At 61.5% G+C, this 14736-nt stretch carries 15 protein-coding genes; 5 read left to right on the forward strand and 10 right to left on the reverse strand.

Going from position 1 to position 14736, the window contains the following annotated elements; translation table 11 throughout:
- Positions 1–26: 26 nt before the first annotated feature.
- From gmhB to glyQ, 3 genes are read right to left on the reverse strand one after another with little or no spacing between them, the layout of a single operon-like run.
- Entirely contained in the window at positions 27–554 is a 528-nt protein-coding gene (gene gmhB / locus ACF8R4_RS04265) for a D-glycero-beta-D-manno-heptose 1,7-bisphosphate 7-phosphatase (RefSeq protein WP_060499865.1), read from the reverse strand.
- Positions 555–557: 3 nt separating this feature from the next.
- The gene (glyS, locus tag ACF8R4_RS04270; protein ID WP_016712790.1) at positions 558–2609 is read right to left on the reverse strand and encodes a glycine--tRNA ligase subunit beta; all 2052 of its coding nucleotides are present in this window, start codon (positions 2607–2609) and stop codon (positions 558–560) included.
- Positions 2606–3553, reverse strand: coding sequence for a glycine--tRNA ligase subunit alpha (gene glyQ, locus ACF8R4_RS04275; RefSeq protein WP_003253126.1), 948 nt, complete (start codon positions 3551–3553; stop codon positions 2606–2608). The genes glyS and glyQ overlap by 4 nt, the downstream gene beginning before the upstream one ends.
- A gap of 83 nt (positions 3554–3636) precedes the next feature.
- Between glyQ and ACF8R4_RS04280 the strand changes: the two genes are divergently transcribed.
- Together ACF8R4_RS04280 and ACF8R4_RS04285 are read left to right on the forward strand one after the other, a co-directional pair.
- Entirely contained in the window at positions 3637–4188 is a 552-nt protein-coding gene (locus ACF8R4_RS04280; RefSeq protein ID WP_060499864.1) for a DNA-3-methyladenine glycosylase I, read from the forward strand.
- Between the two features lie 41 nt (positions 4189–4229).
- A complete protein-coding gene (locus tag ACF8R4_RS04285) occupies positions 4230–5117 on the forward strand; it encodes a lysophospholipid acyltransferase (protein ID WP_003253121.1) in 888 nt (295 codons plus the stop codon).
- Between the two features lie 120 nt (positions 5118–5237).
- Here the strand turns inward: ACF8R4_RS04285 and ACF8R4_RS04290 are convergent, their stop codons facing one another.
- Genes ACF8R4_RS04290 through def form a run of 5 tightly spaced genes read right to left on the reverse strand, consistent with a single transcriptional unit; the run spans position 5238 to position 9760 of the window.
- The gene (locus tag ACF8R4_RS04290) at positions 5238–5546 is read right to left on the reverse strand and encodes a tetratricopeptide repeat protein (protein ID WP_060499863.1); all 309 of its coding nucleotides are present in this window, start codon (positions 5544–5546) and stop codon (positions 5238–5240) included.
- Positions 5547–5557: 11 nt separating this feature from the next.
- Complete coding sequence (gene trkA, locus ACF8R4_RS04295) at positions 5558–6931, reverse strand: Trk system potassium transporter TrkA (protein ID WP_016712794.1); 1374 nt, start codon at positions 6929–6931, stop codon at positions 5558–5560.
- A gap of 23 nt (positions 6932–6954) precedes the next feature.
- Positions 6955–8265 carry a 16S rRNA (cytosine(967)-C(5))-methyltransferase RsmB gene (rsmB, locus tag ACF8R4_RS04300; protein WP_060499862.1) on the reverse strand — a complete coding sequence of 437 codons (1311 nt, stop codon included), beginning with the start codon at positions 8263–8265 and terminating at the stop codon, positions 6955–6957.
- A complete protein-coding gene (gene fmt, locus ACF8R4_RS04305; RefSeq protein ID WP_060499861.1) occupies positions 8262–9194 on the reverse strand; it encodes a methionyl-tRNA formyltransferase in 933 nt (310 codons plus the stop codon). Before fmt ends, rsmB begins: the two co-directional genes overlap by 4 nt.
- 59 nt (positions 9195–9253) lie before the next feature.
- Positions 9254–9760 (reverse strand): peptide deformylase, encoded by a 507-nt coding sequence (def, locus tag ACF8R4_RS04310; protein ID WP_016712797.1) that lies wholly within the window; start codon positions 9758–9760, stop codon positions 9254–9256.
- A 206-nt stretch (positions 9761–9966) separates the two neighbouring features.
- Here def and dprA point away from each other — a divergent pair, with 206 nt between their 5' ends.
- Positions 9967–11064 (forward strand): DNA-processing protein DprA, encoded by a 1098-nt coding sequence (dprA, locus tag ACF8R4_RS04315; protein WP_164523994.1) that lies wholly within the window; start codon positions 9967–9969, stop codon positions 11062–11064.
- A gap of 42 nt (positions 11065–11106) precedes the next feature.
- The gene (locus ACF8R4_RS04320) at positions 11107–11664 is read left to right on the forward strand and encodes an L-threonylcarbamoyladenylate synthase (RefSeq protein ID WP_156867440.1); all 558 of its coding nucleotides are present in this window, start codon (positions 11107–11109) and stop codon (positions 11662–11664) included.
- A gap of 107 nt (positions 11665–11771) precedes the next feature.
- Here ACF8R4_RS04320 and ACF8R4_RS04325 read toward each other — a convergent pair whose 3' ends face one another.
- Positions 11772–12569 (reverse strand): RHS repeat-associated core domain-containing protein, encoded by a 798-nt coding sequence (locus tag ACF8R4_RS04325; RefSeq protein WP_392491740.1) that lies wholly within the window; start codon positions 12567–12569, stop codon positions 11772–11774.
- A gap of 714 nt (positions 12570–13283) precedes the next feature.
- Between ACF8R4_RS04325 and ACF8R4_RS04330 the strand changes: the two genes are divergently transcribed.
- The gene (locus tag ACF8R4_RS04330; RefSeq protein WP_392491781.1) at positions 13284–13601 is read left to right on the forward strand and encodes a hypothetical protein; all 318 of its coding nucleotides are present in this window, start codon (positions 13284–13286) and stop codon (positions 13599–13601) included.
- 129 nt (positions 13602–13730) lie between these two features.
- Here the strand turns inward: ACF8R4_RS04330 and ACF8R4_RS04335 are convergent, their stop codons facing one another.
- On the reverse strand, positions 13731–14708 hold the full coding sequence (locus ACF8R4_RS04335) for an NADPH:quinone reductase (RefSeq protein ID WP_392491741.1): 978 nt from the start codon (positions 14706–14708) through the stop codon (positions 13731–13733).
- Positions 14709–14736 lie beyond the last annotated feature (28 nt).

The following is a 14736-nucleotide window of genomic DNA, read 5'->3' on the forward strand; positions in this document are numbered from 1 at the left end:
AGAAAAGTGCGCCAGAAGCGCACTGTTTAAATTAGTTCTCTGGCGATAGCTGCCAGATCGTCGAAAATCAGTGTAGTTTCCGGGACACCTTTTTCCAGGGTCCGCTCGCCCTTGCCGGTTTTCACCAACACGGGTTGTGCACCGACGGCCAGGGCGGCCTCCAGGTCACCTTTGCTATCGCCAACAAACCAGACGCCCTCAAGGCCGACCTGGTAATGCTCGGCGATAGCCCGCAGCATGCCAGGCTTGGGCTTGCGGCAACCGCAGCCTTCGTCCGGCCCATGCGGGCAATACACGATATGGCCCACCTCGCCGCCCTGCTCGGCCACCAGCGCGCGCAGGCGCGCGTGCATGGCCTGAAGGGTTGCCAGCGTGTAATAGCCACGGGCAATACCGGACTGGTTGGTGGCCACGGCCACCTTCCAGCCCGCCTTGCTCAACTGCGCGATCGCTTCGACCGAACCCGGGATCGGTACCCACTCTTCCAGCGTCTTGATATAGGCGTCGGAGTCATGGTTGATCACCCCGTCACGGTCGAGAATCAGCAGTTTCAAGGCTTACCCCAGCAGCGAAATGTCGGCCACGCCCAGGAACAGACCGCGCAGGCGGCTGAGCAGGGCATAACGGTTGGCGCGTACCTTGGCGTCTTCGGCGTTGACCATCACCGCCTCGAAGAAGGCGTCCACCGGGTCACGCAGGGCCGCCAGGCGGGCCAGCGATTCGCTGTACTGGCGTGCAGCAGCCATCGGTTGCACGGCCTGGTCGGCCTGCTGAATGGCCGAGTACAGGGAGAACTCGTTGGCATTGTCGAAGTACTTGGGCTCGACCTGTTCGGCGATGGCGCCTTCGGCCTTGCTCAGCAGGTTCGACACACGCTTGTTCACCGCGGCCAGGGCTTCGGCTTCCGGCAGCTTGCGGAAGGCCTGCACGGCCTGTACGCGCTGGTCGAAGTCCAGGGCAGAGCCTGGCTGCAGGGCACGCACCGACAGGTAGGTGGCCACGTCGATGCCTTCGTCTTCGTAACGTGCACGCAGGCGGTCGAAGATGAACTCCAGCACCTGCTCCGACAAGCCGGCAGCTTTGACCTTGGCACCGAACTGCTTGACCGCGAACTCGACCGCGCCGGTCAGGTTCAGGTCCAGCTGCTTCTCGATCAGGATACGCAGCACGCCCAAGGCAGCACGGCGCAGGGCGTACGGGTCTTTGCTGCCGGTTGGCAGCATGCCGATGCCGAAGATACCCACCAGGGTATCGAGCTTGTCGGCGATGGCCACGGCAGCCCCGGTAAGGGTCTGCGGCAGCTCGGCGCCAGCACCGCGCGGCATGTACTGCTCGTTCAGGGCCAGGGCCACATCTTCCGGCTCACCGTCGTTGAGCGCGTAGTAGTAACCGGCAACACCCTGCATTTCAGGGAATTCGCCAACCATCTCGGTGGCCAGGTCGCACTTGGACAGCAGGCCGGCACGGCCGGCGCGCTGGGCGTCGCCGCCGATCAGCGGGGCGATGAAGGCGGCCAGTTTGGAAACGCGCTCGGCTTTGTCGTATACAGTGCCCAGCTGGGCCTGGAACACCACGTTCTTGAGGCGCTCGTTGAAGGTTTCCAGCGGCTGTTTCTTGTCTTGCTTGAAGAAGAACTCGGCGTCGGTCAGGCGTGGGCGCACGACCTTCTCGTTGCCCTGCACGATCTGCTTCGGGTCGCGGCTTTCAACGTTGGCCACGGTGATGAAGCGCGGCAGCAGCTTGCCTTCGCTGTCCAGCAGGCAGAAGTACTTCTGGTTGTCCTGCATGGTGGTGATCAGGGCTTCCTGCGGCACTTCGAGGAAGCGCTCCTCGAACGAGCACACCAGCGGCACCGGCCACTCGACCAGGGCAGTCACTTCGTCCAGCAGCGCCGGTGGCACGATGGCAGTGCCTTCCTGCTGCATGGCCAGCTCGGCGGTACGCTTGCTGATCAGCTCGCGCCGCTCGGCGAAGTCGGCCAGCACGTAGGCTTTGCGCAGGTCTTCGACGTAGTTGGCCGGGGTGGTGATGACCACGTTCTCCGGGTGGTGGAAGCGGTGACCACGGGATTCACGGCCGGCCTTCTGCGACAGGATGGTGCAGTCGACCACCTGGTCGCCCAGCAGCATCACCAGCCATTGCGTTGGGCGCACGAACTCTTCACGGCTGGCCGCCCAGCGCATGCGCTTGGGGATTGGCAGGTCGTTGAGCGAATCTTCGACGATGGTTGGCAGCAGACCGGCAGTGGCCTTGCCCGGGATGTGCTGGGAGAAGCGCAGCTTGGGGCCGCTTTGGTCGATTTCGGCCAGTTCCACGCCACACTTCTTGGCGAAGCCCAGGGCAGCCTGGGTCGGCTCGCCGTCTTTGAAAGCAGCCTGCAGGGGCGGGCCGTCGATGTTGATGCTGCGGTCAGGCTGCTGCACATCCAGCTGGCGAATCAGCACGGCCAGGCGACGCGGTGCGGCATACACCTGCTTGCCGGTGTAGTTCAGGCCAGCAGCTTGCAGGCCCTTCTCGATACCGGCCAGGAAGGCTTCGCCGAGGCTGGCGAGGGCTTTCGGTGGCAGCTCTTCGGTGCCCAGTTCTACCAGGAAATCTTGAGCACTCATTGTGCAGCCTCCAGCTTAGCCAACACTTCGTCACGCAGTTCAGGGGTGGCCATCGGGAAGCCCAGGCGTGCGCGGGCTTGCAGATAGCTTTGCGCCACGTCCCGGGCCAGGGTACGTACACGCAGGATGTAACGCTGGCGCTCGGTAACCGAGATGGCGCGGCGGGCGTCCAGCAGGTTGAAGGTGTGCGAGGCCTTCAGGACCATTTCGTAGGTCGGCAGCGGCAGCTCCAGCTTGATCAGGCGGTTCGCTTCGCTTTCGTAGAAGTCGAACAGTTCGAACAGCTTGTCGACGTTGGCGTGTTCGAAGTTGTAGGTCGACTGCTCCACTTCGTTCTGGTGGAACACGTCGCCATAGGTGACCTTGCCGAACGGGCCGTCGGCCCACACTAGGTCGTACACCGAGTCGACGCCCTGGATATACATGGCCAGGCGCTCCAGCCCGTAGGTGATTTCACCGGTGACCGGGTAGCACTCGATGCCGCCTACCTGCTGGAAGTAGGTGAACTGGGTCACTTCCATGCCGTTCAGCCAGATTTCCCAGCCCAGGCCCCAGGCGCCGAGGGTTGGCGATTCCCAGTTGTCTTCGACGAAGCGGATGTCGTGCACCAGCGGGTCCAGGCCGATGGCTTTCAGCGAGCCGAGGTAAAGCTCCTGGAAGTTGGCCGGGTTCGGCTTGAGCACCACCTGGAACTGGTAGTAGTGCTGCAGGCGGTTGGGGTTTTCGCCATACCGCCCGTCGGCAGGGCGACGGCTAGGCTGCACATAGGCGGCGTTCCAGGTTTCTGGACCCACGGCGCGCAGGAATGTAGCGGTGTGGAAAGTGCCGGCGCCTACTTCCATATCGTAGGGCTGAAGCACCACACAACCTTGAGCTGCCCAGTAGTTTTGCAGGGCGAGGATCAGGTCTTGGAAGGTACGCACGGCTGGCGTAGGCTGGCTCACGAAATTCACCTGTATCTGGGGATGCGGATGTAAAGAGCGGGAGTATAACCTGATTCGCCTCGCCCTCTACTCATTGGAGCCTTATGCCACGCTGCTTTTGGTGTACCGACGATCCGTTGTACCAGGCCTACCATGACCAGGAATGGGGAACGCCACAGCGCGACCCGGCGTTGCTCTTCGAGATGCTTTTGCTCGAAGGGTTCCAGGCGGGGCTTTCGTGGATCACTGTTTTGCGCAAACGCGCGCGTTATCGCGAGGTGATGTACGGCTTCGACCCTGTGCAGTTGGCGGCCATGAGCGACGAACGTATCGAAGAACTGATGCAGGATGCTGGCATCATCCGCAACCGGCTCAAACTCAAGGCCGCCCGGCGCAACGCGCAGGCCTGGCTGGCTGTGGATAACCCCGCCGATTGGTTATGGTCGTTCGTTGGCGGGGAGCCGAAGGTCAACCATTTCGCGGGCCGTAGCGATGTGCCGGCGGTCACCGATGAAGCCAAGGCCATGAGCAAGGCCCTGCAGAAAGCCGGCTTCACGTTCGTCGGCCCGACCATCTGCTACGCCTTCATGCAAGCTACCGGCATGGTCATGGACCACACCACCGATTGCGATCGCTACGCCGCCTTGCTGCGCTGAGGGGTTACAATGCGCGCCTTGCTGAAATAAGGAATTCGCCTGTGGAAAAGTTCAAGGGCGCCCTGATGGTCGGGGTGCTGCGCCTGTTTGCCAAGCTGCCCTGGGGTGCTGTGCAGCGCGTCGGCGCGGGTATTGGCTGGCTGATGTGGAAGATCCCCAACAGTTCGCGCAACGTGGTGCGCATCAACCTGGCCAAGTGTTTCCCGGAGATGGACCCGGTTGCCCGTGAGCAACTGGTCGGCCAGGCGCTACGGGATATTGGTAAGTCCTTTGTCGAAAGTGCCTGTGCCTGGATCTGGCCGCCGCAGCGTTCGCTGGAGCTGGTCAAGGAAGTGCATGGACTGGAAGTGCTGGAACAGGCTTTGGCCTCGGGCAAGGGTGTGGTGGGTATCACCAGCCACCTGGGCAACTGGGAGGTGTTGAACCACTTCTACTGCAACCAGTGCAAACCGATCATCTTCTACCGCCCACCCAAGCTCAAGGCAGTGGATGACCTGCTGCGCGAGCAGCGCGTGCAGATGGGCAACCGCGTGGCGCCTTCGACCAAGGAAGGCATTCTCAGCGTGATCAAGGAAGTGCGCCGGGGTGGCCAGGTGGGTATTCCTGCCGACCCGGAGCCAGCGGAATCGGCGGGGGTGTTCGTACCGTTCCTCGGCACCCAGGCGCTGACCAGCAAGTTCGTGCCGAACATGCTGGCCGGTGGCAAGGCGGTGGGGGTGTTCCTGCATGCGCTGCGGCTGCCGGATGGCTCGGGCTTCAAAGTGTTCCTGGAAGCTGCGCCAGAAGAGATGTACAGCACCGACGTGAACGTGTCGGCCGCGGCAATGAGCAAGGTGGTCGAGCGTTATGTGCGCGAGTACCCGAGCCAGTACATGTGGAGCATGAAGCGCTTCAAGAAGCGCCCGGCGGGCGAGCCGCGCTGGTACTGAGATTTTCGGGGCGCTTCGCGCCCCATTCGCAGGCAAGCCAGCTCCCACTCGGTCCCTGTGGGAGCTGGCTTGTCGTGGCGACGAACCGCTGCGATGGGCGGCAAAGCCGCCCCGGTAATTTCAGACTTTGTTGAGCTTCTTCAGAAACACGGCCATCTCTTTCTCGGCCTGCTTGTCCCCATGGGCCAGCGCTGCCTCGATCCCCTCCTCCCAGGCCTTGCGCGCCGCCGTCAGGTCGCCCTGCAACTGATACGCCTTGCCCAGCAGCTTCCAGGCTGCGGAGTACTTCGGATCCTGCTCAACACACCGGGCTAGGTGCTCCGCCGCTTCAGCGCCGTTGCCTTCATCCAGCCAGGCCTTGCCCAGGCCAAACCTCAGCAGCGGGTTATCCACACCCTTGGCCAGCATCTTCTCCAGCGATTCGCGCATGCCTTCTTCTCCTAGAAGAAACTCAAGCCGACGTGGAACAGCTTCTCCACATCCCGAATATGCTTTTTATCCACAACGAACAGGATCACATGGTCACCCGACTCGATCATGGTGTCGTCGTGGGCAATCATTACTTCTTCGTCACGAATGATTGCGCCAATGGTGGTACCCGGTGGCAGGGCGATGTCTTCGATGGCTTTGCCCACCACCTTGCTTGACTTCGAATCCCCGTGCGCCACCGCTTCGATGGCCTCGGCCGCGCCACGGCGCAGCGAGTGCACGCTGACAATGTCGCCACGGCGCACGTGCGCCAGCAGGGTGCCGATGGTGGCCAGCTGCGGGCTGATGGCAATGTCGATATCGCCGCCCTGCACCAGGTCGACATAGGCCGGGTTGTTGATGATGGTCATCACTTTGCCCGCGCCCAGGCGCTTGGCCAGCAGCGACGACATGATGTTGGCTTCGTCGTCGTTGGTCAGCGCCAGGAAAATATCGGCGTCGGCGATGTTCTCTTCGAGCATCAGGTCCTTGTCCGAAGCGCTGCCCTGCAGCACCACAGTGCTTTCCAGGGTATCGGAGAGGTGCCGGCAACGGGCGGGGCTCATCTCGATGATCTTCACCTGGTAGCGGCTTTCGATGGCCTCGGCCAAGCGTTCGCCGATCTGCCCGCCCCCGGCGATGACAATGCGCTTGTTAGTTTCGTCGATGCGGCGCAGCTCGCCCATCACGGCGCGGATGTCCTTCTTCGCGGCAATGAAGAACACTTCGTCGTCGGCTTCGATTACCGTGTCGCCCCGTGGGGTGATCGGCCGGTCGCGGCGGAAGATGGCTGCCACGCGGGTATCGACGTTAGGCATGTGGGCACGAATCTGGCGCAGTTGCTGGCCGACCAGCGGGCCACCGTAGTAAGCCTTTACCGCCACCAGCTGGGCCTTGCCTTCGGCGAAGTCGATCACCTGCAGCGAGCCCGGGTGTTCGATCAGGCGCTTGATGTAGTTGGTCACCACCTGCTCAGGGCTGATCAGCACGTCGACCGGGATATGGTCGTTGTCGAACAGCTCTTCGCGGGTGAGGTAGGCCGACTCGCGTACACGGGCGATCTTGGTCGGGGTGTGGAACAGCGAATAGGCTACCTGACAGGCGACCATGTTGGTTTCATCGCTGTTGGTCACCGCTACCAGCATGTCGGCATCGTCAGCACCGGCCTGGCGCAGCACCGTCGGCAGCGAGCCGCGGCCTTGCACGGTGCGGATGTCCAGGCGGTCGCCCAGGTCGCGCAGGCGGTCGCCATCGGTGTCGACCACGGTGATGTCGTTGGCTTCGCTGGCCAGGTGCTCTGCCAGCGTACCGCCTACCTGGCCTGCGCCGAGGATGATGATCTTCATCCGCTACTCCCTACCTTTTGTTCTTATCCGCGCGAGGCGGCGATCTTGATCAGCTTGGCATAGTAGAAACCGTCGTGGCCGCCTTCCTGGGCCAGCAGCTGGCGACCGTGGGGCTGGCGCAGCCCGGCCTCGGTGGCCAGGCCCAGCTCACGGGCGCCCGGGGTGCGGGCCAGGAAGGCGTCGATCACTTCGGTGTTCTCGGTCGGCAGGCTGGAGCAGGTGGCGTACAGCAGCATGCCGCCTACTTCCAGGGTCGGCCACAGGGCATCCAGCAGCTCGCCTTGCAGTGAAGCCAGGGCCGGAATGTCGTCGGCCTGGCGAGTCAGCTTGATGTCCGGGTGGCGGCGGATCACGCCAGTGGCCGAGCACGGGGCGTCGAGAAGGATGCGCTGGAATGGCTTGCCGTCCCACCAGCTGGCGGTGTCACGGGCATCGCAGGCGATCAGCTCGGCGTCCAGTTGCAGGCGGTCAAGGTTCTCGCGTACGCGGGTCAGGCGCTTGGCTTCCAGGTCGATGGCCACTACGTGGGCCAGGCCGGCTTCGGCTTCGAGCAGGTGGCAGGTTTTGCCTCCCGGGGCGCAGCAGGCGTCCAGCACGCGCTGACCGGGAGCCAGTTCGAGCAGGTCGGCGGACAGCTGCGCAGCTTCGTCCTGCACGCTCACCCAGCCTTCGGCGAAGCCTGGCAGGCCGCGTACGTCGCAAGCTTCGGCCAGCACGATGCCGTCACGGCTGTACTGGCAGGCACTGGCGCTGACGCCCGCCTCGGTCAGCAATGCCAGGTAGGCATCGCGGCTGTGGTGGCGGCGGTTGACCCGCAAGATCATCGGCGGGTGGGCATTGTTGGCGGCGCAGATGGCTTCCCACTGCTCCGGCCAGAACGCTTTCAGCAACTTTTGCAGCCAGCGCGGGTGGGCGGTGCGTACCACCGGGTCGCGCTCCATGCTTGCCAACAGCTCCTCGCCTTCGCGCTGGGCGCGGCGCAGTACGGCATTGAGCAGCCCTTTGGCCCACGGCTTCTTCAGCTTGTCGGCACAGCCGACGGTTTCGCCGATGGCGGCGTGGGCGGGAATACGGGTGTAGAACAACTGATACAGGCCGACCAGCAGCAGCGCCTGCACATCGGCATCGGCGGCCTTGAACGGCTTTTGCAGCAGTTGCGCGGCCAGCAGGTCGAGGCGAGGCTGCCAGCGCGCGGTGCCGAACGCCAGGTCCTGGGTCAGGCCACGGTCGCGCTCGTCGACCTTGTCCAGCTGCGCCGGCAGCGAGCTGTTCAGCGAAGCCTTGCCGCTAAGTACAGCGGCAAGGGCACGGGCGGCGGCGAGGCGTGGGTTCATTGGCCCAGCACCTTGCCGGCGGCGAACTTCTCGCGGCGGCTGTTGAACAGGTCGCTGAAGTTCAGCGCCTTGCCGCCGGGCAGTTGCAGGCGGGTGAGGCTCAGCGCCCGGTCACCGCAGGCGACGACCAGGCCGTCCTTGCTGGCTGACAGAATTTCGCCAGGGGCGCCCTTGCCGGTGGACAGGTTGGCGGCCAGCACTTTGACGCTTTCGCCATCAAGGGTGCTGTGACACACCGGCCACGGGTTGAAGGCGCGGATCAGGCGCTCCAGTTCGACAGCCGGGCGGCTCCAGTCAATGCGGGCTTCGTCCTTGTTCAGCTTGTGCGCGTAGGTAGCCAGGGCATCGTCCTGCACTTCGCCTTGCAGCGAGCCGTCGGCCAGGCCGGCAATGGCCTGTACCACGGCAGGCGGGCCCATTTCGGCCAGGCGGTCGTGCAAGGTGCCGCCGGTGTCGTCGGCGCTGATCGGGGTCACCACCTTGAGCAGCATCGGGCCGGTGTCCAGGCCTGCTTCCATGCGCATCACGGTTACACCGCTCTCGGCGTCGCCAGCTTCCACGGCACGCTGGATCGGTGCGGCACCGCGCCAGCGTGGCAGCAGCGAGGCATGGCTATTGATGCAGCCCAGGCGCGGGATATCCAGCACCACCTGGGGCAGGATCAGGCCGTAGGCGACCACCACCATCAGGTCTGGCTTGAGCGCGGCCAGTTCAGCCTGCGCTTCGGCATTGCGCAGTGTCTGTGGCTGGAACACCGGGATGTCATGGGCCACGGCCAGCGCCTTGACCGCACTTGGCATGAGCTTCTGGCCACGGCCGGCAGGGCGGTCTGGCTGGGTGTAGACAGCCACGATTTCGTACGGGCTGTCGAGCAGGGCCTTGAGGTGTTCGGCGGCAAACTCTGGAGTGCCTGCAAAGACGATGCGCATGGAGTTCTCGCTTCAAAAAGAAAAAGGCTTGCCGGAGCAAGCCTTCTGGAAGGTGGGGATCAGGCTTGCTGGCGGTGCTGCTTTTCCAGCTTCTTCTTGATCCGGTCGCGCTTGAGCTGCGACAGGTAGTCAACGAACAGCTTGCCGTTGAGGTGATCGAATTCGTGCTGCACGCACACCGCCAGCAGGCCTTCGCATTCCAGCTCGTACGGCTTGCCGTCGCGGTCCTGGGCCTTGACCCGTACGCGCAGCGGGCGGTCGACGTTCTCGTAGAAGCCCGGTACCGACAGGCAGCCTTCCTGATACTGGCCCATGTCATGGGTCAGCTCTTCGACCGTGGGGTTGATGAAGACGCGCGGCTCGCTGCGGTCTTCGCTGAGATCCATGACCACGACCTGCAGGTGCACGTTCACCTGGGTGGCGGCCAGGCCGATGCCAGGGGCTTCGTACATGGTTTCAAACATGTCGTCGATCAGCTGACGCAGGGCGTCGTCGAACACCGTCACCGGCTTGGCGATGGTGCGCAGGCGCGGGTCCGGGAATTCGAGAATGTTCAAGATGGCCATAAGGTCAGGCAGTCACTGTGCGTTCGGTTGAAAACTGAGCACACATAATAAAGGGAAACGGGGATTTCGGCACCTGGCAAGCTCGTCTAGGGTGTTTATGGGCTTGATAGCCTTCAATCAATGGACAGCTTTTCAAAGTGTTACTCACAGAGTTATCCACAGGTTGTGCCACGTAAATGGCCCTGTTTCGATCAAGGATGATCCCTATGCCAATTCACCATTCGTCGCTCTGTTCGCCTGCCGAACTGGATGCACGATTACGCCTGCACTGCCTTACCGGGATGGGACTGCGACGTTTTCGCATATTGTTCGATGCCTTTGGCAGTGCCTGCTCTGCACTCAGTGCACCGGGTTCGGCCTGGCGTGCACTGGGCATCCCACAGATCACCATCGACGCGCGGCGCAGTGCCGAAGTGCGCGATGGCGCACTGGCCGCAATGGCCTGGCTAGAGCGACCTGGCCAGCATTTACTGATGTGGGACGGCCCCGATTACCCTGCATTGTTGGCGGAAATCGACGATGCGCCGCCGCTGCTTTTCGTGGCTGGCGAACCTGCGTTGCTCGAACGTCCACAGCTGGCCATTGTGGGCAGCAGGCGTGCCACACCACCGGCGCTCGACACCGCTGCGGCATTTTCCCGCTACCTGGCGCAGGCCGGTTTCACTATCACCAGCGGCTTGGCTGTGGGTATCGATGGTGCCGCTCATCGGGCTGCGTTGCAGGCTGGTGGGGGTACGATTGGCGTGCTTGGCACGGGGTTGCAAAAACTTTATCCACAGCGGCACCTGGAGCTTGCGCAGGCGATGATCGACCATGGCGGCGCACTGGTTTCCGAGTACCCGCTGAATGCCGGGCCATTGCCCGGCAACTTCCCGCGGCGCAATCGCATCATCAGTGGGCTGTCGTTGGGCGTACTGGTGGTCGAAGCCAGCCTTGCAAGCGGTTCGTTGATCACTGCCCGGCTGGCGGCCGAGCATGGCCGTGAGGTGTATGCCATACCGGGTTCCATTCACCACCCGGGTTCGAAGGGCTGCCACCAGTTGATCCGTGATGGCGCGCTGCTGGTGGAAAGCGTGGATCAGATCCTGGAGAGCTTGCAGGGTTGGCGAAACCTGCCGCCCGCCGTTGTGGACAAATTCGACCATCCCCTGCTTGCCCTGCTGCATGCCGCGCCGCAAACCAGCGAAAGCCTGGCGCATTGCAGCGAGCTGCCGCTGGCCGAAGTGCTGGCGCAACTGACCGAGCTGGAGCTGGAAGGCCGGGTCAGCAATGAAGCCGGGCGTTGGTTTGCCCGTGCGGGCTAAGTACACTGCACACAAGCAAGGTATTCAGGCGGAGAGACAGCAATGGTGAGCAGTTTTCGTGTGCAACAAGCCGCACGTGAGGTACGGGCGGGCGCGGTGATCGCCTACCCGACGGAAGCGGTCTGGGGCCTGGGCTGCGACCCGTGGAACGAGGACGCGGTGTATCGCCTGCTGGCGCTGAAATCGCGGCCTGTGGATAAAGGGCTGATCCTGATCGCCGACAACATCCGCCAGTTCGACTTCCTGTTCGAGGACTTCCCCGAAGACTGGATCGACCGCATGAGCAGCACCTGGCCGGGGCCGAACACCTGGCTGGTGCCGCATCAGGACCTGTTGCCTGAATGGGTGACCGGGCAGCATGACACCGTGGCGCTGCGGGTCAGCGATCACCCGGTGGTGCGTGAGCTGTGCGCGCTGGTGGGGCCGCTGATTTCCACCTCGTGCAACCCGGGCGGGCGCCCGGCGGCGAAGACCCGGTTGCGGGTGGAGCAGTATTTCCATGGCCAGCTGGACATGGTGCTGGGCGGCGCGCTGGGTGGGCGGAAGAACCCGAGTGTGATTCGGAATCTGGCTACTGGCGAAGTCGTTCGTCCAGGTTAACGCTTTCAAATATTCCTTCTGACTATGGTGTTGGCGAACGTTTCATCATAGTTAGGAGGATATTTAGTTATTTCAGATTTAAGTTTCGAGGCTCCCTATCAATTCTGTTATTCACCCGCATCTGGCTGGCGAATGCTACCCATGGTTTTGGGGAATGCTGTAACAGGCTTGTATCTGAACTTATGATGTGACGGATGGTCTGGCCGAAATGGGTTTTTAACATCAATGTTAATGGTTATATCTGAAAATTGACCTTCCGATTTAGGTCGGTCAGGATAGCTTGTAACCGGCCCCTTATAACCGGTTGAGGGTGCCTTTGTGATTTTCACCGTCTGCTCAATGACTGACTTTCCAAACAAGCCAAAAAAAGGTTTATTTGCTGAGTGACAAGTTATGTAGTGAGTTCGCTGATTGCTCAGAGGGTATCCACGCTTTTCAAGGGTTTTGAAAAATTTTTTCACTCTCATCGGGCGGTATCCGTCCCAGAAAAAACCCCTACTGCCGTGCATATTGATATTTAGAATAGTTGAACCGGGATTTTCTGGGTCGGGGCTATAAAAAACCTGAACTTTATTTATATTTTCAGCCCTTCCTTTAAAACGAAATCCGCCGGCAGGTGGGAATGAACTTGGCTGTTTGGGTACACCCGCTTCACCGGTTGGATCATATTTATTAATCGGATCGCCCGAGCAGTAACAGTAGGGGTTAATCCCTCCAATATCAAAAGGGCTGAAGATATCAGGGATGATGAAACGCATGAGTGTCGGGCTGAAACCTCTGTATCCATTTCCTAGAAGATAGCATCCCGTCAGCTTATCACGCAGCTGGCCAGTAAAGCTGAGTGTTGAGAATCCAATATCCGCCAATGAAAAATAGCCATAAACTGAATACGGTGTATTGCCCATGGGTTAGTTCTCGCTCGGCAGAGGCTTTGTGGAAAAATAATACAAGAGCCCAAGGGGGGGCTGAAACTGGCAAAAATGACAGGTCGCCTCATAGGTAAATATAATAAAAGGCGATAATCCCATTGATGAAATAGAATTAAATATCAATTTGGCCTTGGCAGCGATCTTGAGCTTGGTAAAGCATCACGCATAGGTCTGAGCTTCGCAGCATAATTGAAGCTCATCCAAAAAATAAAGGCCGCTTAAGCGGCCTAAATGGTGGGGATGTACTCGCCCGGATAACTTGAAACTCAACCGGCGCACCAGCACATCCTCAAGCAGAAAGGCTATGCTTCCGAATCGGCATGGTCAAGGTGGGACGTTTTTCTCACGCACTGTGCATGAGCCTGATGTTGGCTTTCACTGGGTCAGGGTTTTCTGATTATTGCCAAAATAGCTGTCCAGCTAGCCACTTCGGAAATATCCTACGACCCGCGTCCTCTGCCATCACCTTCTCAGTGGGAACCTCTGCCCTTAGGCTTCAACCGTCGCTGAACAACTTGGCGATCGGGTGTGGTAACCCGGGTTCAGGGTGATCTTGGCAGTCCATGGCGGCTGTTCGCAGGAGGCTTCGTGCCTGCTGGGTTTTAGATCTCCCACCCGGTTTACCACCCTGCGTACAGCTGCCACCCATTCGTGTGGTAACGACTGGGTGGGGCCATGAAGCGAGATCTAATGATGAAGAAGATTGTTCCTGATCCACCCCTACCCTGTACCTCCACCCGCCCCTTCGGCCGTTGCGATGCCGGCCATGACCCACTCTTCACCGTCAACCCGAACATTTCCGCCGAGGACGCTCTGGTCCACGTAGCCCTGTACCTGCGCAGCGCCTACGAGACCGGCTACAAAGCCCTGGACTACATGCGTGAAGAAGGCCGTGGCATGTTCTGGTCGAACCTGCATGCGATTGAAATGGCAGAAGGGGTAGTTGAGGCGATCCTGGATGGCATCGAGTCGACACCACCACCGGCAAACCGCCCCTCACAGGCATAGCGCAGCTATAGAAGCCGACACAGTACCTGTGGGAGCGGGCGTACACCGCGAAGAATCCAACGCGGTGCTTGGCACGGGCTTCGCCCGTGTTCGCGGGCATGCCCGCTCCCACAGGGTGAAGTGCCCGGCTTAGGGGATCAGTACAGTCGACCCCACCGTCCTGCGCGCCGACAGCTCCGCCTGCGCCTTGGCCGCCTCACTCAGCGGATACCGCTGCTGGATATCCACAACCAGCTTCCCACTCGCAATCATCGCAAAAAGGTCATCGGCCATGGCCTGGGTGTTCTCGGCATTGTTGGCATAGCTCGCCAAGGTTGGCCGGGTCACATACAGCGAGCCCTTCTGCGCCAGAATCCCCAGGTTCACCCCGCTCACCGCGCCCGAGGCATTGCCAAAGCTCACCATCAACCCACGTGGTTGCAGGCAATCCAGCGAGGTCAGCCAGGTATCCGCGCCCACGCCGTCGTACACCACCTGGCATTTCTTGCCATCGGTCAGCTCCAGCACGCGCTTGGCGACATCTTCACGGCTGTAGTCGATGGTTTCCCACGCCCCCAGCGCCTTGGCCCGCTCGGCCTTTTCGGCAGAACTCACGGTTCCGATCAGCTTGGCACCCAAGGCCTTGGCCCACTGGCACGCCAGCGAACCCACACCGCCAGCCGCCGCGTGGAACAGGATCACGTCACCCGCCTTCACCTCATAGGTCTGCTTCAGCAGGTACTGCACGGTCAAACCCTTGAGCATCACCGCCGCTGCCTGCTCGAAGCTGATGCTGTCGGGCAGCTTGACCAGGTTGGCCTCCGGCAGCGTATGCACCTCGCTGTACGCACCCAGCGGGCCACCGGCATGGGCCACGCGATCCCCTACCTTCAACCGAGTAACGCCTTCGCCCACGGCCTCGACCACACCTGCGGCCTCGGTGCCCAGGCCCGAAGGCAGGGTCGGCGGCGCATACAACCCGCTGCGGAAGTAGGTATCGATGAAGTTCAGGCCGATGGCATGGTTACGCACGCGCACCTGCTGCGGCCCCGGTGGGGCGGGTTCGAATTCCACAAACTGCAGCACTTCCGGGCCGCCATGCTGGCTGAACTGGATACGCTTGGCCATCTCGCACTCCTGTCGTCGGGATCGGGAA

This window comes from Pseudomonas sp. FYR_2, from assembly GCF_043106425.1.
GTDB classification, from domain to species: domain Bacteria; phylum Pseudomonadota; class Gammaproteobacteria; order Pseudomonadales; family Pseudomonadaceae; genus Aquipseudomonas; species Aquipseudomonas monteilii.